This is a genomic window from Vagococcus sp., assembly GCF_052102835.1.
Lineage (GTDB): Bacteria > Bacillota > Bacilli > Lactobacillales > Vagococcaceae > Vagococcus.
Genome location: NZ_JBQEIL010000001.1, coordinates 377,319 through 401,646 on the forward strand (window position 1 = coordinate 377,319; position 24,328 = coordinate 401,646).

General features: G+C 34.5%; 12 protein-coding genes. 1 reads left to right on the top strand and 11 read right to left on the bottom strand.

Annotated elements, in window-relative coordinates:
- Window positions 1–51 precede the first annotated feature (51 nt).
- The 4 genes from ACTJFD_RS01750 to ACTJFD_RS01765 form a co-directional block, all read right to left on the bottom strand.
- Window positions 52–1,641 carry a DEAD/DEAH box helicase gene (locus tag ACTJFD_RS01750; protein ID WP_442259314.1) on the bottom strand — a complete coding sequence of 530 codons (1,590 nt, stop codon included), beginning with the start codon at window positions 1,639–1,641 and terminating at the stop codon, window positions 52–54.
- 108 nt (window positions 1,642–1,749) lie between these two features.
- On the bottom strand, window positions 1,750–3,117 hold the full coding sequence (locus tag ACTJFD_RS01755) for a UDP-N-acetylmuramoyl-tripeptide--D-alanyl-D-alanine ligase (protein ID WP_442259315.1): 1,368 nt from the start codon (window positions 3,115–3,117) through the stop codon (window positions 1,750–1,752).
- Between the two features lie 68 nt (window positions 3,118–3,185).
- Window positions 3,186–4,229: a D-alanine--D-alanine ligase gene (locus tag ACTJFD_RS01760; RefSeq protein ID WP_442259316.1), complete on the bottom strand. Its 1,044-nt coding sequence runs from the start codon at window positions 4,227–4,229 to the stop codon at window positions 3,186–3,188.
- A gap of 156 nt (window positions 4,230–4,385) precedes the next feature.
- Entirely contained in the window at window positions 4,386–5,159 is a 774-nt protein-coding gene (locus ACTJFD_RS01765) for a hypothetical protein (RefSeq protein WP_442259317.1), read from the bottom strand.
- A 278-nt stretch (window positions 5,160–5,437) separates the two neighbouring features.
- Here ACTJFD_RS01765 and ACTJFD_RS01770 point away from each other — a divergent pair, with 278 nt between their 5' ends.
- Entirely contained in the window at window positions 5,438–6,220 is a 783-nt protein-coding gene (locus ACTJFD_RS01770; RefSeq protein ID WP_442259318.1) for a class A sortase, read from the top strand.
- Window positions 6,221–6,268: 48 nt separating this feature from the next.
- Here ACTJFD_RS01770 and ACTJFD_RS01775 read toward each other — a convergent pair whose 3' ends face one another.
- From ACTJFD_RS01775 to ACTJFD_RS01805, 7 genes are all read right to left on the bottom strand, one after another.
- Window positions 6,269–9,691 carry an InlB B-repeat-containing protein gene (locus ACTJFD_RS01775; RefSeq protein ID WP_442259319.1) on the bottom strand — a complete coding sequence of 1,141 codons (3,423 nt, stop codon included), beginning with the start codon at window positions 9,689–9,691 and terminating at the stop codon, window positions 6,269–6,271.
- 164 nt (window positions 9,692–9,855) lie between these two features.
- On the bottom strand, window positions 9,856–13,296 hold the full coding sequence (locus ACTJFD_RS01780; protein WP_442259320.1) for a hypothetical protein: 3,441 nt from the start codon (window positions 13,294–13,296) through the stop codon (window positions 9,856–9,858).
- A gap of 81 nt (window positions 13,297–13,377) precedes the next feature.
- Window positions 13,378–18,387: an InlB B-repeat-containing protein gene (locus tag ACTJFD_RS01785; protein WP_442259321.1), complete on the bottom strand. Its 5,010-nt coding sequence runs from the start codon at window positions 18,385–18,387 to the stop codon at window positions 13,378–13,380.
- 529 nt (window positions 18,388–18,916) lie between these two features.
- Window positions 18,917–19,861: a 3'-5' exoribonuclease YhaM family protein gene (locus ACTJFD_RS01790; RefSeq protein WP_442259322.1), complete on the bottom strand. Its 945-nt coding sequence runs from the start codon at window positions 19,859–19,861 to the stop codon at window positions 18,917–18,919.
- Window positions 19,858–22,611 (bottom strand): AAA family ATPase, encoded by a 2,754-nt coding sequence (locus ACTJFD_RS01795; RefSeq protein WP_442259323.1) that lies wholly within the window; start codon window positions 22,609–22,611, stop codon window positions 19,858–19,860. The genes ACTJFD_RS01790 and ACTJFD_RS01795 overlap by 4 nt, the downstream gene beginning before the upstream one ends.
- Window positions 22,608–23,828, bottom strand: coding sequence for a metallophosphoesterase family protein (locus tag ACTJFD_RS01800; protein WP_442259324.1), 1,221 nt, complete (start codon window positions 23,826–23,828; stop codon window positions 22,608–22,610). Before ACTJFD_RS01800 ends, ACTJFD_RS01795 begins: the two co-directional genes overlap by 4 nt.
- Window positions 23,829–23,935: 107 nt before the next feature.
- The gene (locus ACTJFD_RS01805; protein WP_442259325.1) at window positions 23,936–24,283 is read right to left on the bottom strand and encodes a YlbF family regulator; all 348 of its coding nucleotides are present in this window, start codon (window positions 24,281–24,283) and stop codon (window positions 23,936–23,938) included.
- Window positions 24,284–24,328: the final 45 nt, after the last annotated feature.

Here is a 24,328-nt window from a genome sequence, read left to right on the forward strand (position 1 = left end):
AAATCATGCGTCGCTTTCGCAACTTGCATGATTTCAAACGCAATGAGCAATCTAGTTAGATTTATTGCGAATAACAAAGCCTCTACTCTTATCACGACTTTGTTTATTATTTGGTTTTCCTTGATTACTATTGCTATTTCCTTGATTTTCACTTGGTTTATTATCACGTTTGCGACTACTATTTCGGTTGTCACGATCACGATTTCCACCACGACCATCACGGTTACGACCACCGTCACGATTACGGTTGTTATTACCACCGCTACGGCGATTGTTGCCACCGCGGCCTCCACCACCGCCTCCGCCACGTTTGTTACGTGATGGCAATGGACGTTCTGGTGTGATTTTCACTGGGACTTCGGCTGCATCATCTTTAGCAATTTGTTTGATTAAAAGTGCTGCAATATCTTCAGCTGAGAAGTTTTCCAATAAATCACTTGCTGCTGCTTGGTAACGTTCTAATCCGTTTTCTTGCAACATTTCTTTAATATCTTCTAAAGAAGCACCAATTTGTCCTTCAAATGCTTCTTTTTTAGATGGTGGGCTTAATGGTGTCATTTTCTTTTTAGTTAATTCTTCAATAACATGTAGGTAACCCATTTCGTTAGGTGTTACAAACGTAACTGACATTCCTTCATTACCCGCACGACCTGTACGACCAATACGGTGAATATAACTTTCAGGATCTTGTGGAATATCGTAGTTATAGACATGACTCACTCCAGAGATATCTAACCCACGAGCTGCTACGTCTGTTGCCACTAAAATGTCTAATTCGTTATTTTTAAAGGCACGTAAAACACTCATACGTTTGTGTTGTGGTAAATCACCATGGATTCCTTCTGCTTTATAGCCTCTTAGTTCTAGACCTCTAGCTAATTCATCCACGCGACGTTTCGTACGTCCAAAGACAATCGTTAATTCAGGGTTTTGAACATCAAACAAACGAGTCATTACATCAAATTTTTCAAACTCTTTACAACGAACATAGTATTGGTCTATTAAGTTTGCTGACAATTGCGTCGCTTTAATTCGAATGTGTTCAGGTTTGTTCATGAACTTGACACCAATTCGCTTAATACTATCAGGCATCGTTGCTGAGAATAATAGTGTTTGACGATCTGCTGGAACTTTAGAGATAATACTTTCGATATCTTCTAAGAATCCCATGTTTAACATTTCATCTGCTTCATCTAAAACTAATGTTTCAACAGTGTCTAATTTTAGTGTACGACGTTTAATATGATCAAGTAAACGACCTGGCGTTCCTACAATAATATGTGGTTTGTTTTTAAGGGCACGGATTTGACGGTTAATGTCAGCTCCTCCATAAACCACTTGTACTTTAACTTTTTTGTCTCGGCCTAAACGGAATAATTCTTCTTGTGTTTGGATCGCTAATTCACGTGTTGGTGCAATCACTAACCCTTGTAATGCTCCGCTCTCTGCATCGATTTTTTGTAACATTGGTAAACCAAAAGCCGCCGTTTTACCCGTTCCTGTTTGTGCTTGACCAATAACATCTTTACCTTCAAGTGCTAATGGGATTGTTTCACTTTGGACTGGTGTTGCTTCTTCAAAACCGGCCGTTTCAATTGCTTTTAGTATATTTGCGTCTAAATTTAATTCATTAAATTTCAAATAATATCCTCCTAATTATCGCTGTTACTCAACTTGTTTCTGAAAATACAGCATTCGTATAATAATATCACATAATCTTTTATTATACAATCAATTCACTGCTGTTTTCTAACATATTTCTAACATTTTTTCAACTATTTCATTCAAATTCATGCCATTACTCGCTTTAAACAAAATAGCATCGCCTTTTTTCCCTACTGCGACTAGCTCTGATAACATTTCATCTTTTTGAGAACAACCAAAATGATGAACGCTTTTACCATAAAGCGGTTGTAGTTTCTGATAAAGAGCTTGCATTTCTGGTCCAAATAAATAGACACTGTCAATTTTTTCAGGGTCTAAATGTGGCGCCACACTTTCATGTAAATCTTTTGATAATTTTCCTAATTCTAACATATCCCCTAGAACTACTATTTTTTTACCTTCAAACTCAAGATTACTAAAACTATCCACTACCAAACGCATCGCGGTAGGATTAGCATTATAAACGTCACTAAGAATCGCAATTTCATTCGGGGTTTTTAACCATTGCGTTCGATTTTTAGTTAATGCAAAGTGAGCTAATCCAGCAGCCAGCTGTTCTGTTGAGAGTTGATAATACTGTCCCACCAAAAGAGCAATTAGCGCATTTTTCACATTATAGGTTCCTAAAACAGGAATAGAAAAAGTAACCTCATCAAATTGATTGGTTTGAAACAACGTTTGTGCTTGAGATTCTGATACTACCTGTCCCTCGAGCGTTGCTTCTGGCACCAGGCCAAACGTTACGACTTGTTGAAACACTTCTTTTAGTAACGGGACTAGCAATGGCTCATCGTTTGGTACAATCAATAAGCCATTCTTTTGAAGCCCTTGTGCAATTTCCATTTTAGCAGCCGCTATGCCTGCACGAGATTCAAAAAACTCAATATGGGATTCGCCAATTAATGTAATCGCAGCAACATCTGGATGAGCAATCTTTGTCAGTGCTTCAATCTCACCCGCATGATCCATCCCCATTTCAAGGACTAACATTTCTGTTTCTTGAGGCATATGTAAAATGGTATAAGGTAAACCAATTTGATTATTAAAATTACCTTGTGTTTTATACGTCCGATAACCGGTCGCTAAAACGGAGGCTGTCATATCTTTTGTCGTTGTCTTTCCATTACTTCCTGTAATCCCAATGACTTGCGGGTTTATTTTTTTTAAGTAATACGCCGCTAACCTTTGTAAAGCGATTAAAGTATCTTCAACCTCAATATAAGGGATTCCTTCAGTTAATGGTCGATCGGAAAGAGTAACCACCGCGCCATTCTCAAACGCTTGGCCTATAAAATCATGTCCATCTCGTTTTCCTTTTAAAGGCACAAAAAGACAATTAACTTCAATTTTACGAGTATCAAATTCAATTTGATTAATTTTTAAATTTTTAGCTGTTTCAGATTGTCGTTTGGCTTGAACAGCTATGGCTATTTCTTCAACGGTTAGTTCCACTTGTTCTTCCTCCTCATTTCAAGTGAAACAGACTGGGTCTTTGCGCCTCCCAGCCTGTCAACGTTTGATTAGTAGATTTTAATTTGTTGTTTTTTTTCGTAACGTAATTTGGCTAATTGAATCAGCTCTTCTAACAAATCACTATAGCCTAATCCCATATTTTCCCACAATAATGGATACATACTAAACGGAGTAAACCCTGGCAACGTATTAATTTCATTCAAAAAGACTTCTCCATTCGATGTTAAGAAGAAATCACAACGGCTCAAGCCACTACCATCTAAAGCTTGATACGCTTTTTCAGCATAATTTTGCATTTTCTCATGCAACTCATCCGTTACTTCTGCAGGTATTTGTAATTTCACTTGATTATCAATATATTTTGATTCATAAGTGTAAAAAGCTACATCTTTAACAATTTCGCCAGCTTTTGTTGTTCTTATTTCATCATTACCTAAAACGGCAATCTCTAATTCGCGAGCATCAACGCCTTGTTCAATCACAACACGTCGATCATAATGAAAAGCTTCTTCAATCGCTTTTAGTAACTCTTCATGATTACTTGCCTTATTAATTCCCACACTCGACCCCATATTAGCTGGTTTGACAAACATTGGATAAATAAGAGTTCCTTCACATTTTTTACAAACATCTTGAGCCGATGTTTCATACTCTAGCTTCGTTACAGCGACGTAAGGTAACTGAGGGATACCCACTTGTTGGAAAATTTGTTTCGCAATAATTTTATCCATCGCACAAGCACTTGCCAAAACACCTGCGCCTACATAAGGCATATCTAAAACTTCAAATAAGCCTTGAACTGTTCCATCTTCTCCATTTGGTCCATGAAGAACAGGGAATATAATCGTATTTTTTTCTTTTAAGTCACTTGGCGAAATAGGTTGAGCATTATCTAACGTTAGATGCAATTCCTCTTCAGACTTTGGCGCTTCTTTAAATAAGGGTCCTTTTAACCAATTGCCTGATTTATCAATATAAACTGCTTGAACTTCATAGTAATTATAGTAAATTGCTTTTAAAATCGAAAACGCTGATAATATTGAAACATCATGCTCTGCACTTTTTCCACCATAGATTAATGATATTTTCATTCTTAGTCCTCCTGATTTTACACTTAGACATTTATTATACTGTATTTTCAAAAAAAATACTATGACACACAAAAAATAACCATTTAAAAATATTGTTTTCACAAAAAAACATGTCTCTCAGCTTAAGTCTACGAGAGGACATGTTCCATCATTTTTTTATTGTTGCATAAAAAGAGACTGATACTCTTCTTTTTCAATTTGCCATTCTTGACGTTTACCATCATAAATCAACCGACCGATTTTCTCTTCAGATTGAAAACAATCTTTATCTATTTTTCGAAGATTATCCTCAACGACATAAATGGGAATTTGATAGGTGCTTGATTTCAAGCCCATTTGCTCAAAATCAAAAACGATTCCTTCTTGCATCAGAGGCTTCAGTTGTTCAATCAAATCTAGTGGTATTTCAGAAATGGTTTGACGACGACGAAAAAAAGAATTATTTAAATTTATTTTATGCGTCGTTACTTGCGTCATTTTTTTTGAAAGAATAATATAAAATTCTTCAATATTTCTAAAATACATTTTGGACAAAGAATCGTTAACATTAAAAAAAGCATAATTATTTTGTAATTTATAAAAAAAAGGAGATCTAAGTTGCATTTTCATGTGTCCAAAATACAATAATTCAGCTATTTCATTCGCTGTTAACCGAGCTAAAACATCATAATCAGCAAAATCAATCCAACGAACTTCCTTATCCTCACGTGTTTTGATTAAATTAAAATAACGCTCTACTGCTTCTTCACTACGGATAACACGAAAGTTAGTGTGAGTTTCATACTCACCTTCTCTGTCATTTGGATTCAGTAATAAGAGATTACTCGGGCGATGCCTCGTGTAACGATGGAAATCATCATGTGAGATTCCCTTAGATAATATTGAATTACTGATGCCATCCAAATGAATATACAAACGATTTCGCAACACTTATCACCTCTCTTTCATAACTTTTCTACTTCTCTAACCTAACTATACCATTATTTTTTCATTTATAGTTAGTAAAATGACATCTCTAAAATTAAGTTTATGTTACAACAACACCTCGTAAAGCGTTTACTCGAAACACTTATGTAATATGGAAAGATATTAGAAACACGTTATCTTCCTTCCTTATCTTATTTCCTTTAATTTAATCATTTTTGAAGCTAAAATATCCTCAAATAGCGCTGTCTATGGTATGATATTATTACTAATGAAAGGGGGTAATGATTATCAAAAAAAAGAAACAAACTTCTAAAATGCCCAGTCGTTCCCGTAGAAATAAAAAACAAAAAAAATCAGTAGGAACTGTGATTAAAAATATTTTTTTAAATTTAATAATTGTTGTTCTATTGATGGTTGGTCTTGCTTTAGTCTTTAATAACCAAATCAAAAACTTAATGGTGAAAGATTCTACAAAAAAATATCAAATCCATCAATACTCAGCAGCGGATGTTAAGAAAAACGAGAAAAAAGAAGCTACCTTTGATTTTGATAAAGTTGAATCTCTCGACCTAGGTTTAGTAACTAAATCTAAAAGCAACACAGCCGATATGAATGTGATTGGTGGAATTGCCATTCCTAGCGTTGAACTCAATCTGCCGATTTTTAAAGGGATTTCTAATTATTCTATTGCTGTTGGAGCTGGAACGATGAAAGAAGATCAACAAATGGGAAAAGGAAATTATGGTTTAGCTAGTCATTATATGTACGATCCTTCCTTACTTTTTGCTCCGCTTGTCCGTGTTGAACTCGGACAAACAATTTATTTAACTGATTTAGATTATGTGTATGAATATACCATTACGATGAAAGAATACGTAGAACCAACACGTGTTGAAGTCATCGATGAGGTGCAAGGAAAAGAACTTGTTACTTTAGTTACCTGTGATACGAGCGGAGAAAACCGTTTGATCGTTCAAGGTCAACTTGTCAAAAAGGTAGCCAGCAGTGCGGCTACACAAGACATTAACGATGCCTTTAAATTATCACAAAATAATGTTTATTAAAAAAGTATCTCCCAAAACGAATCATCGTTTTGAGAGATACTTTTATTTTTATGGTGTTGGATAGTCGCCAACTTCCCACTTAATGATTCCTTGTCCGTATTTTCCGAATAAATTACCACTCTTTACATTTAAACGAAGACCTTTGTCCGCTTGTTGCAGAGGTAATGAGGTATCAATCTGATCAGACTGACTCGTTTCAATTTTTTGCATACCAGATTGCAACGTTATCGCTTCCCCACCATTAGATGAACGATAAGTAATGGAACCAAGCAATGGGCGTTCACCCCGTTTCATCATACTAACTAACTCCGCTTTCACCTGCCAATTTCCACCTTGCCCTTTAGTGTTAATCACTTTTAAACTACCTGGACTATTTAACTCAATATTTTGTAAAGGAGCTGATAAGAGTTGTTTACTTTTGAACGTTAACTCTTTAGGTACTTGTAATCCCAATGTTCCTTGATAGATACGCTTAATTCTTAAGTTTTCAATCGTTAATTCAGTTGGCCGAACAGTGGTTTCTGGTTTCGTTCCCACTTGATATCTCGTTTCCAATAGCTGATAGTAATTATAATTCTGCTTGATGGATGGGTCTGCCAAAATCGTAGTCAGCGGCGTTTGGACGGGATAGACTTTCGTTTTTGGACCGACAACGCCCTGATTAGCATCGAGATCTTTCAAAGGAACTAACTCTCCGGTGGTATTTTTCAAATAAAAATCAAATTGCACTTCAGCATTATGTTCTTTCCAATCTGCATAGAGAGTTACGTCTCCCTTATTCAAATTGAATTTTACGGTCTGATCAAAATCATAAAAAGTGGTTGGATTTGTTTTTTCTGCTTGCCAACGGGTTTGCAGATAACCTTTCCGACTAAAGGCATTCCCACCTGCTAGCTTCACCGTTTCGTTTTCAATTGTAAATTCTTGGGCTGGAATATTTCCGGTACCTCCATTAGCATCATAGGTTACTTTATACTTTGTTGGTTCATAAGTATAAACGATATCGATTGGAGTAGCACTACCTATAATCCCAGAAGGATGAGATGACACCGGATCTTCATAGTGATTAAGTATTGGCTCTCCCGGCGGTATGACCGCGTTGCCTATTTTATAGTTTCCTCCATATTGTTTACTTTCTTTTAGAGTCTTGCCTGACGTTGACCGATAGTGAAACCTAACGGGTTTAGGAATATCTGCTTCAGCCAAGACCAACGTTGTTTGATAAGCAAATTCGTCTTCTTTTTGATCTCCATATTCAGAAAACTCAACATAATAACCAAGATTACCATCATATCTGACAAACTCATTATGCAAGTCATTCCAATACTTTGTGTGGTTTTGAGCAAATTGCAACACATACTCGCCCTTACCCCCGTTTGAATTATCAGGTTGATAATAATCCTTATCCTTATAATTACTCGGATTTCTAAAGGCTTCATAAACGCCTGGTATTTTTCCTTTCAACGGATTTTTCGGTTCATATTTGCGAATACTAAAGAAGTTTCGCCCAGCTTCGGGACCATCTGCCCAATACCAAGCTTCAGCTTCTTTACTTTTAAATTCATATTTAGTTATATCTTCTGATAAGTTTTCTTCATCCATAATTTTCACCATTTTACTTGAACCTTTTTGCTTTTGAACCATTCGCGTACCGCCTAACCACCCTGGATTTTTAGCGATATTTTTAAAAACAAAATCATGTTCTTCTTCTGAAGTTATTGTTAAAAGATACCCTTGTAGATTCTTGTATCTTTCCTTCTTGGCTGTATTATAGGCCGCTAACCAAGGCATGACATCCGGCATAAATTTATAATAATGTGATTTATCGTCTTCGCCTTTCCTTTCGATGATTACCTCACCTAACAAACGAACTGAAACGGTCTCTTTCGTTGCTTTTTCTGACGTTCCATCTACTTCAAAATAAATATTATCTTTTAAAAATTCCTTGATTGTTGCTGCATCATTTTTTTTAGAGTTAGGATCAGATTTCATCCCAAATGTAAGTGAATTCATTCCTTTCGCATTATTTTCATTTTTTATAATATTCCATTTATTTTTAGTAATAAATGCTTCTGTAAAGTGAATGTTATAATTACTCGGATATTTAATATCAAGTGCTTCATACTTAAAATCTACTTTGTCTTTAACAACAACATCCGTAAACTTTAAATGTTTTAATTCTCTTTCTAAATTTAAAGTCACGTCTCCTGCTGTTGATGATTCTAAAACCGTTTCTGCCTTGTTTGAAGTTGATTTAAAAATTTTCCAAACGGCTTTGTTCCTCGCAAAGGTCACAGTCCCTTCAAGTGGCAGTTTAATCGTTCGAAAATAATCTTTGTCTGCCGTTTTCCCCGCAAAACTAAATTCATAGATTTTATCATAAAAACGAGGTTCAGTTAAAACAGCTGCTTTTGCCCTGATTTCTAACCTATTTGATATCACCATTACATCAAAATCTGCTTTTCTATTTTTTCCTAAACTGTCCGTAATGGTCACATCAGAAAGAAAGTTTGTTATTCTTTCAATGGCTGGATCCAATGGTACTGATAGTTGATAACTCTTTAAATAATCCACTTTATCTGTGTAAGGTACACGTTGCGTATAAGTAAAAAGAGTTCGCTTATTTTCTCTGTATTGTCCTGGGATAATTTCCCCTTTTACAAATAAAGGTAACTCAGGGATACTGGCTAAGGACGTTGGATCAAAGCGGACTGCATACGTCGTTGCATTGACACATTCATAACTATAATCAAAAAAAGACTGTTTTGAAAAAGCCATCGTCAGATAGGTATGGTCCCCATTGATATCACCAGATTGTTCACCTATTAATTCAATAAGTTCCTCTTTCAAATTGTATTTAATTTTAGTATTTGATAAAACGTATGCTTTATCAAAGAAATTCTCTTTAAATCGTAGCTTTTTAAAACCATTTACCGCAGAAAATGTCCAGTTTCCACTTAACTCGATGGCTTGGTCCTCATCATCAAAAAATTCTAATGATACATCAATCTTTTCTCCATTGTGTTGAGAACTAAAACCAAACGTCATCAAAAAGGTATTCTCATCCGTTCCAACGGCTACCTTTGGTGAAGTCGAGCTCATTTTCAGACGAATGTTTACATTTTTCCCTTCGTATTCTCCCATGTTACGATAGATGACAGTTCCTTCGTTAACTGTACCTCTCGCAGAGTTAAAATAAACACCTTCTCCTTTAAAGAATTGGTCATTAATCGTTTTTCGATCAACTTCTTTTCCATCTTTATCGTACGCTTCGACTCTTGTCTTCCCTACAATAAATTTAGGAGTATAGCTATACTTAGCTTCTAACTCTGCGCCACCTCTACTTTGGAGCGTTGTTACTCTACCATGATTTTTTATTGAAGTCTCTGCTGCCACCTTACCTGTAGAAAAAAAGAAGACAAAAAGAAGAGTTAAAAAAAGCACACCCATCATTTTCATTCGCTTACTCACCAAACACAACCCCTTTAAAACTTTATTTTATTTTATAATCACTTTTTGAAGATACACACTATCAATAATACCATTTTATCTATTTTTATCAACTAACTTCATAAAAACAGCAAAAAAACACCATTATCTTAAAAAACGCATCTAAAGATAAGGTGTTTTACTGTTTAATTCACTTTAGGATAATCACCTAACTCCCACTTGATAATCCCTTCACCATATGTTCCCATCAAATTACCACTCTCAAGACTTAAACGTAACCCTTTTTCTGTTTCTAATAAAGGAATCGTTGTATCTATCTGTTGGTTTGTCTGATTATTGATAATCGGTTTCAATGTTTCATTAAAAACAATAGGTGTCTGATTCGCTGAAGGAAGATACGTAATTTCTCCCAATAATTTTTGATTGTTTCTTGTCATCATTTTTTCAAGCTTCGCTCTGACTTGCCAATTTCCACCGGCACCTTGTGTATTAATCACTTCTAATTTTTCTTGTTTGGTTAAACTAATGTTTTTAGGAGGGGTTAATGCTGATGCGGTTGGTTTAAAACTGATTACAGGTGGTACTTTTAACGCAAGCGTTCCCTGATAAACATGTTTAATTTTCAACCCCTCAACCGTCAGTTCTGCTGGTTTCGTTTTGCTCTCAGTACCGGCCCCTACTTGATAAAATGTTTCTTGTAAAATATAATTATTGAACGTTTGCTTCACTGAAGGATCCGAAAGAATACTTGCGACTGTTGTTTTAACAGGATATGTTTTAGTTTTAGCCGTTACAACTGACTGATTCGCTGCTAGATCTTTCAACGGGACTAACCTTCCTGCTCCATCTTTTAAGTAAAAAGTAAAAACAACCTCTGCGTTATGTTCTTTCCAATCTGCATAAAGAGTCGTATTTCCTTTTAATTCATTGAACGAAACGGCTTGATTAAAGTCGTAAAAAGTGGCACTCTCTCCTTTTTTTGTCCGCCAACGTGTTTGGAGATATCCTTTACGACTAAAACCCGCTTGACTTGCTATTTTTAAATTAGTCGTCTCGATTGTAAACTCTTGAGTCGGAATGCTACCGGTTCCTCCATTTGAATCGTACGCTAGCTGATACTTAATAGGATGATAAGTATAAATTATTTCCTGTTTGTTTGAACTAGCTACAATTGAAGAATTAGAAACCTTCGCAAATTGATAATGAGCAAAAGTCGGCTCTTGAGGCGATGGAACGACCGTCCCAATTTTATACGTTTCCTGATATTGACTATTGTCTTTTAACTTTTTAAGCGAACTCGATTGATAGGAATAAGTAATGGGTTTAGGTACCACCCCTTCGGCAGACGCTGTTGTGGTCGAGGGTGCTAACTCATCTTCTATTTGATTACCATATTCTGAAAATTCGACATAATACCCTTTATTTCCTATCTTTTCTGTGTATTCATTATATAAATCATTCCAGTATTTGGTTTTATCTTGTGCAAATTGAAGAACATATTCACCCATTCCACTATGAGAATTATCTGGTTGATAGTAGTTATTATTATTATTATTATTTGTCGGATTCCTAAACCCTTCATAAACACCAGCTATTTTACCTTGTTTATCACGTTCAGGTGGTTTTAAATTACGATTATATGAACGAATACTATAAAAGTTTTTTCTTGCTTCTGGACCATTCACCCAATACCAAGCCTCAGCATTTGATGCTTTATGATCATAGTCACTCATATTATTACTTAAGCTATCTTCATCGTTAATTTTAGTTTTCCCATTGATTAACATACGGGTTCCACCTAACCACCCTGGTTCTTTGGCAATATTGTCAAAAACAAAATCATGTTCTTCCTTCGAAGTTATAGTTAAAAGATAACCTTTCAACCCTTTATACCGTTCTTTTTTAGCTGCATTATAAGCATCCAACCAATACTTCACTTCTGGTACGAATTTGTAATAATGTGTTTTTTTATCTTCTCCCTCTCTTTCAATAATTACCTCACCTAGTAAACGAACTAGAATCGTTTCTTTCGTTGCTTTTTCTTGTGTTTCATTTGCTTCAAAATAAACTTGATTGGTTAAAAAATCTTTTATTTTACTTGCAGAATTATTCTTTTCAATCACAAATGACAACGAATTCATATCTTTTGCGTTATTTTCATTTTTGATAATTTCCCAATTATTATTACTAACAAACGCGTTAGAATAGTGAATCGTTTGGTTACTTGGGTAGCGAATATCTAATACTTTGTATTGGCCACTGACTTTTTCTTTAATTTGGACATTATCAAAATCAATTCGATTGCTTTTCCTTTTTAAGTCTAAAGCGATTTCTCCCTCTGTCGACCACTCTAAAATCGTTTCAATACTTTTACTTTTATATTCAACGTCAACACCGTTTTGTTTCACCGTTAATGTTCCCACATGATTTGCTCGAACTTGTTGTTTCGTTAATTTTTCTGTGGACTTGCCATTAACTATGAACGTATAGACTCGGTCATAGAAGGAGGCTGTTTTCAAAGTCGTTGCTTTTGCCACTATTTTTAGTTCCGAATTTACCAACGAGACGTCAAATAAGTTTTTTACATCTTGACCTAAGTCATTCTTTATTTCAACTCCGGATGTATTAACAAGTAAAGAATCATCAATTTTCGTTTTCACTTCATATTTGCTTTGATAGTTTTCTTTATTAGTAAAAGGGACACGTTGCTCAAACTCAAAAAGCTTCATAACCTTGGTACGATCTTCCATTCTGACACGCTCACCAAAGCCATAAATATCAAACATTGGTACTGCAGGTAATGAATTAGACGTAAATCTAATCACCGGTCCCGTCTGACCTTGCACCGTGGTCACTCCATACGATATTTTAGATTTTTTATTAAACGTAGTTGTTAAATAACTCTCATCACCATCTCCAGTATATTTACTATCATCAACATATAAATAAAGAAAATTGTTTGTTTTTATATGTTTATACTTCGCAATGTCCAACATATAAAAATTGTTAAAATCACTTCTGTTGAGCTTAATTATTTTGTAATAATTCAAGCGATAAAAAGTCCAATAACCATTAATCTCCAAAGGTTCATTTCGATTATTAAAAAACTCAAATGTAACTTCAGCATTTGCAGAACCCAAACCACCTAAACCTATTGATAAAAAAGTGTTTTCATCAACTCCAACATCCACCAGATTTGCAGAGTTTGAGGTAAAAGACATCTTTAAGTTAACTTGTTCACCCAAATATTTCCCTACATTTTCATAAAGGACATATCCTCTGTAAGGTTTGTTTTTACTTATGAATTTAAAACGCTTAGATAAACCAGGCATACTTGGCCGATTCCACACATCATCAATACCCGAAACGATTATATCGCTTCCAGTAGTAACTTTTGTTTGATTTTTGATAAATTTTGGCGTAAAACTATATTCTTTATCTAAAATTTTTTCTCCTCTTATTCGTAAACTATTAATTCCAGATAATTCAGACATCGGTCGCCAGTTGCTATTCACATCAACTTCATCAAAAACACCGAACACCGTTTGGGGCAAACCAAATAAGATAAAAATGATAAACAACGACAAAAACAGCATCTTTCTTAAATTTTTTTTCAATTTAAACATTTTTTACTTCCTTTTTTAACTTATTTTAAAGTAAAATGAATCACCACTTTTTGATTTTTTATCAAAAAATGGTGATCCTTTTTATTTAATTTTAGGATAATCACCTAACTCCCACTTGATAATCCCTTCACCATATGTTCCCATCAAATTACCACTCTCAAGACTTAAACGTAACCCTTTTTCTGTTTCTAATAAAGGAATCGTTGTATCTATCTGTTGGTTTGTCTGATTATTGATAATCGGTTTCAATGTTTCATTAAAAACAATAGGTGTCTGATTCGCTGAAGGAAGATACGTAATTTCTCCCAATAATTTTTGATTGTTTCTTGTCATCATTTTTTCAAGCTTCGCTCTGACTTGCCAATTTCCACCGGCACCTTGTGTATTAATCACTTTCAAGTGATCAGAGTCAGTTAATTCAATATTTTTAGGCGGAGTTACAGCTAACTTCGTGGGTTTAAAACTCACAACCTTAGGAACTTCTAATGCTAGAGTTCCTTGATAAATGAACGTCACAGTTATCCCCTTTTCCGTCAACTCTGCTGGTTGTGTCGTTGTTTCAGCCGCAGTACCAATTTTAAACTTCGTTTTATCTTTCAAGGGAAGATAATAATCAAAATCTTTTGTTTCTTTTGTCAAAATAGAAGGAATAGGCGTTCCCACTTGATACATCTTTTCAACTGGTTTCACTTCTTTCTTACCATCCATCACGTCTTTCAATGCGACAAGCTCTTGATTACTATTTTCTAAAAGGTAGTTCAACGTCACCTGAACTTTATGTTCTTCCCAGCCCACATAAAGCGTTGTATTCCCTTTAAACAACTGTTCACCTGTTAGTTTTTGACCAAAAGTATACGTATCACCTGCTGTTTTTGTCGATTGCCAACGTTTGGGTAGATACCCCTTTTTAGTCATCGCTTCGCCGCTTGCCAATGTTAGACTTGGCGTTTCAATCGTAAACGTTTGTGGTGCGATTGTTCCATTGCCTCCATTTCCATCATACGTGAGCGTATAGTTTTTCGGCGTGTATTGATACGTAACCAACTGAGCCGCGTCACGTTTCACTTTAAATGAATTCGGTGTGATGACTGGCGTTTCATAATGCTCAACCTTTTTTTCTGGTGCTTGCCACGTGTCACCAATTTTAAGCATTTGTTCATCAATCACTTCTGGCGATAAAACTTTAGCTGATGTGGATTGATACTGTTTATAAATAGCTTGTGGTACGTCTGCACTTGCTTCAGTATGTAGAGACTCAGCATCAACATCACCTGCAGTTTCCTTATCTCCTCCTTCATATTCAGAGAACTCAACGTAAAAACCTTTAATATATTGATAACTACCCGGTATATTTTTGGGATCTTGAGATAAATCATTCCACCATCTTGTTCCAGAAGCAGATGCGAATTCTAATGCATTCTCATCTCCTTCTGTATTATTCGGTTCAATGCTACCTGAAGCAATATTATGTGGATTTCTAAAACCTTGATATTCTCCCTCAACCGCGCCATTAAGTGGAGGATCACTCTTATCATAAACAGGTTTGTTAAAGAATACCGTCCCAGATTCTGGTCCTGACATCCAGTACCATTCATTTGCTTTAGTCATATCAATCACTTCATAATCTTTTTCATCCATACTGACACTTAATTCATTTTTTATTTTTTGTCCTTCTTTAGTAACAATTCTTGTCCCACCTAGCCATCCTGATTGTTTAGCGATATTTTCATACATAAAATTATGTTCTTCAGCTGAAGTCAAAGTTGCAAGATAGCCTTTCATTCCTCTAAATTTTTCTTTTTTTGCTAAATTATATGTTTCTAATAAGGATGGTTGGTGTCCTTTCGGATTATCTTTATCGATACTTTTCCAATTAATATCTTCATTTTTAATGAATTTATAGTAATGGCGAGTCCCTGGTCGTTCTTTATCACTTGGATTAGGAATAATAAAAGATGTATAAACATCCTGATATAGAACTATTTTTATTTTCCCCGAATCTACTGCTTTCGATTGACTATCAGATTTAAAACGAATATCTTCTAAAAACTTTTTAATCTTTGCTAGAGAATTATCCGATTCCATTGATATAGCCTGAATGTGCTCCCCATCCTCTTCGGACATATTAAGTTCAAACCAACCTTCGGGAAAATTAATATCCTCTTTACCATAGTCAATAGTGACATCTTTCGGTAATTCAAGTCGCATTAAACTGTATTTTTTATTAATCCGTTGATCCAACACAAGATTGATTAATTTCAACTCGTGACCTTTACGTTCTACTGCAAATTTAACTTGACCTTTAGTATTCAATAACCATTTGGCATAGATCGTCACTTTCTGGTCTTTAATCTCAGAATAGCTAGTTAACAAATCTTTTCCTAAGAGAACTACACCTGGAGAATGTTCGGTTCCTTTTCCATCACTTTTCGTATTCCAAGAACCGAATTTATAGTCTTCGCGAGTAAATCCTGATTGGTTATCATTTAAACTAACTTGACTTTCTGCATTAAATTTCTGAGAAGCAATCGTACCAACACCTTTATTTGCGTCATATTCTAAAGTATAGTCAATCGGTGTATAGGTGTAAGTCACTTCTTGTTTTTTATCACTTACGATAATTAGTGGTTTATCAATAGTTTTGTGTGAATAATATTTAATATTCGGAGCAACTGGTGCCGTTAGATTCGTACCTATCTTAATCTTATCAGGATGGATTTTTTTCTCTTTAATCTCTGATGTACTTGATTTATAAATATATTCAACTGGCTTAGGAATTTTAGCCGTTGCATCGGTCGCTGTAAAGTCACTAGATGTTCCTAGCTCTTCTTCTTTTTGTCCCCCATATTCTGAAAACTCAGCGTAATAACCTTCTAAATGATTCTTTGAGTGACTGATACTTGGTAAGTCGTTCCAGTACTTATTGCTATTACTCTGAGCAAATTCAAGAATTGTTTCACCACCATGTACAGTAGCACTTGAGTTATTGGGCTCAATCAAGCCCGTATTAGGAAGATTCTCAGGATTTGCGAATCCGTTATAGACTTTTTCTTCCCCTTTTTCTAAATCATAACCAGGATAGCCTTTTTCATATAATGGTTTATTATAAAAAACTTTACCCGCTTCTGGTCCCGCAACCCAATACCATTTATCTGCTATTTCAATATCCAAGGCGTAATCTTCAATTTTTCGACTAATTTGAGGAAAATCTTCAATTTTAATCGGTTTATTTTCTTTTGAGTCTTTTAACAACATTCGAGAGCCTCCAAAAAAACCTGATTGTTTAGCGATATTATCATAAACAAAGTCATGTTCTTCCGCTGAAGTAAGTGTTGCCAAATAACCCGTCAAGCCTTTAAACTTCATTTTTTTCGCATCATTATAGGCATCAAACCACGTGTAACTATCTGCCCCCATCTTGATATCTTTAGGAACAAATTTATAATAATGGGTTACTTCATTCTCATCTTTTCTTTCCGTATAAACTTCGCCCTCTAAACTAATTTTGATATTTTCGGCTACATTTTTTTCAGTCTTACTATCTGCTTCCCAATCAATACTTTTTAAAAATTTTTCAATCGTGGCTTTTTTATTATCAGCTTTCATTGAAAATGAAAGTGACTTCCAGCCAGGCTCGTCTGTTTCATTTTCGATTTTAAACCATTTTTTATCATTCAAAAAAGCTGTATCATAATTTAATTTCAATTTTTCTGGAAATCGAATGTCTAATAATTCATACTTTTCATTAACTTTATCTTTTAATGTTAGCTCGTCAATTTGTATTTTGTTTTTGGTTCTCGATAAATCAAATTCTAGTTCACCCACTGTTGAAGGTTCTAATGTTGTTATTGCTTTATTTGAATGAGATATTTGTGTTGGTGAACCTGTTTTTTTTCGTTTATATTCCACCATTCCCTCACTTTTAACTTCAACTCTTTTAGAGTAATCTTCTTCTCTCGTCTTACCAGATAACGAAATACGATAAATTTTATCATAAAAATTTTCTTGATTTAAAACCTCTGATTTACCCGATATTTTCAATTTTTTCTGATTGGTATCTATCGAAATATTAAAGTCACTTTTCCGATCAGCTCCTAAATCGTCTATAATATTAACACCTTTTATGAAATCCTCTTCTGATAGTATTTCAATCAATGGATCCACTTCTATTTCTAATTGATAGTGATTTAGATAATCAACTGCGTTAGTATAAGGAATCCGTTGAGTATATGTAAAAAGAGATTTCTTTTCTTCCCTAAATTGACCTAATACCTTACCTCCTTTTACAGATAAGTCAATCTTTGGAATACTTGGTAATAAATTTGGGTCAAATCGAACAGCATATGTACTTAATTCTGTACTTTCATAGCTATAATCAAAACCTGTTTTATCAGAAAATGTTAGGGTAATATAACTTTGATCCCCATCGTTAGCTCCGGCTTTCCCACCTGACAATTCAATTTGTTCCCCTTTAGATTCATAAGTTATATAAGTATTTTTTAAAACGTAACCACGAATAAAGAAATCATTTGGAAAACGTAATTTCTTGTATGCATTTACTGCCGAAAACGTCCAATTACCACTTATTTTAAGCGGTTTGTTTTCATCATCAAAAAATTCCAAAGAAACATCAATCTTATTTTTTTGAGTTTTAGGGGTACCAAATGTCATCAAATAGGTGTTTTCATCTGTCCCTATCATTACATTAGATGAGTTCGATGACATATTTAGACGAATATTAACATTCTTTCCTTCATATGTTCCCATGTTATAATAAACAACCGTTCCTTTATTAACTTCTCCTTCAGAAACTTTTAGAATAATACCTTCTCCTACGAAAAATTCTTTAGCTATCATACTCTTCTCAGCTATCGTTCCATCCGCATTAAACGCTTCTACCCTAGTTTCTCCAACAATAAATTTTGGTGTATAACTATGTTTTACATCCAGTTCTTCACTTCCCCTCGACTCGAGTGTCGTAACTTTCTCATGCTCCTTTATTGATATAGCTTCACTCTGCTCAGTAAAATAAAAGACACACGATACTAGCATTACCAGAAAAATAAAAACTAACTTTAATTTCTTTTTCATATTTAGAACTCCTTAAAAATAATTATTCTATTGATACTTGTCACCTTTAAAAAAGCGACCTTATTTTTCGCAACAAATCAATATCTTCATTTTTTTCTTTCATTCATTTTACAATATCCTCCAAAAATAACATTATTATTTACTTTTAACTAAAATGTGTTCACATTATAGATGATAGCATATTATAACAATGAAATAAACGTAGTTTTGTTATACATATTATCTCTTTGTATTTATTACTATTAAAGATGACTAGCCTCTATTTTAAAGTTAGTTATTGATTTATAGTTATTATTACCTTTATCCCTCATGTCATCACTTATATGTCTAGACCTTTTGAGGAAAGGGGCTTTTTTTTAAGTTATTTTATTTTTTTTATGACATTCTAAATGAGAATATTGTTCTTTTGTTTTTTTAAAATAAATTACTTCTCCTTTTCTTTCCTAATCAAAACAGGAATTAAAAACAAAAAAACCTATCTATTTTCTAGAATTATCTAGAAAATAGATAGGTTAAAATCCTTTTATTCTTATATTTTAGGTAGATAGAAGTTACGATTATCTAAGCCAAAAATTCGTTCTGTATATTCACCAGGATTGACTTGTTTTAAAGCCCCCAACATCATTTGAATAGACGCATCTAAATTATCCAACTGATGTAAAATTTCAGCTTCCATTATTTTAGGTCGAACTGGCGACCCATATTCTAATAAACCGTGATGGGCTAAAATGACATGTTTTAATATAATGATGTCTTCATCGGTATCATTGATCGTCAACTCTTGACAAGCTTTTGTAATCTCTTCATCAATCATAACAATATGCCCTAACAAGTTACCCGAAAGCGTATACTCTGTTGACAAGGCTCCCGATAACTCACGAACTTTTCCTAAATCATGCAAAATAATTCCTGCATACAGAAGGGAAGGATTCACTTGTGAATACTGCTCACAAACCGCTTTAGCTAGTCGAAGCATTGTTACCGTATGGTAGGCTAAGCCACCAGCGAAAGCATGATGATTTCTTTTAGCTGCAGGAAAATCAAAAAATTCTTTTTGGTACTTATTAAGTAAGAAACGAACCACTCGTTGCCACTTTGCATGATTAATATCAAATAGGAAACGATTCAGCTCTTCTTGGAGTTCCTCAATTTTGACAGGTGCTTTTTCCATATAAAGCGTGGGCTCACTCGGTTCACCTTCATTCGTTACTCGCAAATGAAGAATTTTAATTTGTGGCATATTTTGATAAAGTTCTCTTTTCCCATTTAAAAAAACAACTTTACCCGAAGTGAAAAGCTCAATTTCTTCATCTGAAGCTCCCCAATATTTTCCGTCAACCGTCCCTGATGTGTCTTGGAAAGTAAAGGCAATAAATTTTTTACCGTTTCGAGCTAAGCGGACATCCGCATTTTTTAGTAATACAAACATCTCAAACGTTTCATCGACCACTAATTCTCTTAATTTTTTTGTCATTTTTTTCCTCCCAAGTTAATGATATCAATGCCATTTTTTTCAAAGTATGCTTTCATTTCTTCATCTGAAGACAAACAGATAATTTGTCTTGTTTTTCCTAAGGCAATCATGACTTTAAAGAAAATCTCTTTACGCCCTGAATCGAAATGTAACCAACCATCATCAATCATAATTGGCGCATCATAATCATGGGCATGAAGTTGAATAAAACCTAAACGAAAAGCAATGTATAACTGGTCTTTTGTACCAGTTGATAGTTGTGTCGCTTCCCATTTTTGTAACTTGCGATCTTGAACTATTAATTTTCCTTGTTTAAAAACAACTTGTGGGTACTTGCCGCCTGTTAAGATACTAAAGTACTCTGACGTTAAGGCTAATACTTGCGGTAGTTGTTGATCAGATAAATAATCGAAAACTTCTTGTAGGATATCTTCCGCTAATTTGTAGCCTAACCACGCTTCCGCTAATTCCTTGATTTCAGTCAAGTCATTCTCACGTTGCTGATAAAGTTCATCCAACGTTCCTTTTTCTTCCATTTTTTGCAAGTCAAAGCGAAGCGCTTGACTCTCTTTTTGCTGTTCTTCTTGATTGTTTTCCCATTGGTCTAATTGATCAGTCAAAGCAAAATAATCTTCATTGATTGTTGCTAATTGATAACTTTTACTTAAATCAAAATAATCTTCTAAGCGTAAGGTTAAGTCGGCTAAACGCTGTTCTTCTTCACGATAGGCTTCTTGTTCCGCGAGAAAACGAACGACTTTATCAGAATGAAAATTCGTTAATTGAGGGATCAAACTTTGCAAACGAACTTCGAGTTTTTGTAACTCTTCACGAATTCGAGTTAACTGCATCGGAATACTAGCCTGTTCTCCTTCTAAAAGTTGAACTTCTTCACGAACGCTTTGTTGTTCTTTGATAAATTGACTAAGCAATTGATACCCATTTTTAACCTCTTGTCCGCTAATGGGTAACCAATCAGAAGTAAATGCTAAACGGTCTTGGTAACCTGATAATTCTTCTTTTAAAGCCTTTAAGCTCTCTTGGGCGTGTTGTTGCTTTTCTTCCAATGCCATAATTTGGTAGTAAACGGGTAATTTACTTAGCCAATTATTTAATGATTCTTTTGGATTGAGACCATAAAGTTTATTCCAAGAGACCTTTTGTTCCATAATAACATTCAATTTCATCTGTAATGTTTCTTTCTCACTTTGCAAGCGATGGTATTCTTGCTCATTTTCATCCGACTGTGCCAATTGAACAGCATATTGTTCTTTCGGATACGAAATATCAATCCGAGGAATTCGTTCAAGCTCTTTTTGTTCTTTAGCAGAACGCCAAATCATAAAGACACCGATTGCGACTAATAAGCCCACAATTAAAAACAGCCAAGTTGCTGATGAAAAACCGGCAATAACAGCCAATACTGCTGCCCCACCAATTAAAACAATCGGTAAATTGAGAGAATTAGCTTCCTTTTCTTCCGTTGTTTTCGCTTGTTTTTCATGCAGTTTTAATTCTTTTTCTAAGGTCGTTAACTGATGATCTAATTCTTTACGTTTTAACGTCACACGACTGATTTCATTATCTAAGACAATCTTATCTCGAATGAATTCTTCTTCCTCTTCTGCTACTTCTCGAATCGAAGTAATCACCTTTTGCATATCCGCTTCACTTGCTTGAATTGGTTTTAAATCATACGTATGATAAAGCGCTGCTTTTTCATCTTCTATTTGCTGAATTTGGTGTTGGTTTGTCTCTGCCTGTTGGCTCAAACGCTCGACTTGTAATTGATGACTTAACGTTTCTTCAAGCTGACGTTGATTGTTTAAATAAAAAAGATAAGCGGGTGAACTTAAATCGTTCAACCCTTCGTGTTGTTTAAGTAACTTATGCTCTTTCTTTTCTAAAAAACGATACTCTTGGAAAGTGGTTTTGATTTCTTTCAATTGCTCATCCGAAACTCTTTTTTCAGGCTGTTTTTCTTTATTAAGTGTTTCCCACTCAACATATTGTGAAATCCGCTTTTGTTGATTTGCTAAATAATCGCGCTGTTTTATCAATTGTTGTTTTATCGCCGAAGCCTGACTTAAATCACGCTCGATTTCCTGATAGCGTAATTGTTTCGCTTGATACGTGGCTTCTTCTTGTTCTACTTGCTCTATTTTAGTCTCTAAAACTTTAAACTGAGTTAACTTTTGATTTAACTTTGGAACACGCCCAGTTGGTTTAAATAATTGTTGTCGTTTTTTAAAAAAACGTTGACTAACCTGGTTTAATTGTTCACTACCGGTTAGACCCACCGTTAATAATAAATGTTGCAGTTTCGTTTCATTTAAATCACCTAAATCAAGCAATTGTTCTTGTTGGAAACTAAAGATTTGATCAAACACATCTTTTGTTAGTGGGGCTAATAATTTTTCTAAAAGATAATCATTGCCTTCTTGTCCATCTGGTAAAATCACCTTGGCTTGTCCGCTTCGCGTTTCTTTAAAACGCTCAATCGTGACTTCTCCATATGTTCCATGTTGAATAACAATATTTCCACCATATCTTTGACCTGAACGCGGTGTAAAATCACGGATTTGTTCTCTTTTTTTAGGAAATCCAAATAAAATAGTTCGAATAAAATGATACAGCGTTGATTTACCTGCTTCATTTTCTCCAAAAATCAACTGACTTTTTTCATCCAATTCAAACGTTTGTTCTGAAAAATGACCAAAACCAGTAATGTTAAGTGTTTTAAATTTCAATGTGTCACCTCATCCCCAAAATCAATATCATTTTTAATCAATTGACTGCTTTTTTCAATTACCTCTTGAATATCACTTTCATCCCAACGCAAGTATTTAGCAATCACGTCATTTCTTAATAAATCTTGACCTTGCTGAGCAAATCGCTCTGGTTTCATCAAGCCCTGACTTAAATCATCAATCAAACTCGAATCAAAGCCCATCACAAAAGCTTGGGTATGCTCATAATGACATGTCAAACGACTGAGCCACAATTTCCCCTTCGTTTGCTTAAGTAACTCTTCTTGTAGATAACCTAATAATGAGTCTTCATCTTCTTGTAAAAAGGCTATAACTGACTCATCTGTTACTTTCAAAGATGCACTTAAAACAGTAAGTGGAGCATTTAACGAAAGGCCTTGTAGTTGGTCTAGTAACCACGTTAAGACTTCTTTTCGTTGCGTGATTTCTGTATTCAAATCGTATTGCTTGGTTTTCCAGACAATGTTGGCAACAGGTAACCATTGATAATTTTTAACTCCCGCTGATAATTCTAAGAACACAACACCTTTTACTTTATCTTCTTTACGATGGTGTCCTTGGGGAGTTCCTGGATAAATTGCTAGTGGCTGTTTAGAAACGACTTGGGCCGCATGAATGTGTCCCAATGCCCAGTAATCGTAATCTTTCGCCAATTCGCTAACTTGAAAAGGCGCGTAGTGCCCTTCTTGAGCTATCTCTCCATGATAAAAACCAATGTGATAATCTACCTCTTGATTTCTTGGTGGATAAGAAGCTGTTTTAGAAGTATTTAACCATCTGTCTTGATAAGAAAAGCCACTAATCGCTAGTTTTTCTCCGATAGCAGAAGTGATAATTTTCGTTTCGACTGCTTCATTTTCAAATAAAACAACATTTTCTGGCCACTCAAACCAATAACGTAATTCTGAATAAAAATCATGATTACCAAAAGATAAAACGACCTTAATGTCCGCCTCTTTTAAACGTAACAATTGTTCGATAAAGAAGCGTTGCGTTTGAATCGAAATCTTCGGTTGATGAAACGTATCGCCAGTTATTAACAAAACATCAATGGATTGGTTCATACATTCATTAATAATGGAGGTGAACGTTTGCTGATTCGCGTGTTGAACGCTACTTTTTATCATTGATTGCTCTGAAATAATTCCTGAAAAAGATTGATCTAAATGTAAATCAGCGACATGTATAAGTTTCATGGGTTATCCCTCCTTCCTTATATCATACTAATTTCAAGAAGAATTTGCTACAAAAAAACAGAGATAACTCCCCTTTTTTCAAAGGAAGGTTATCTCTTGGTTTAATTTTAGTCTAATTGATATAATTCTTGAACAGGTTTCATAATTAATTGGTTTAAATCATTGATGACATTACTGAAAGTTTGTTCTTTCTCCATCAATGCTTTGATTAATTCTGACTCTTGAACACGAACTGATAATTCTTGAGAAGCTAAAATATCTTCTTCTGTAATTTCTTGACCTTGCATTTGTTTTTGTTGTAACGTTACTTGCAACATTTGGAATTCTGTAAATAATTCAAAAACTGCTGCGTCAGCTTTCATATTTTTAAAAGCTGTTTCTAAAGCTTTGTATTCGTTTGTTTCACGAATTTCACGTTCTAATTGATTAGCTGTATCATAAATATTAACTGTCATCTTAATTCGCTCCTCTTAACTTATCTTTTTTGAATGATGTACTTT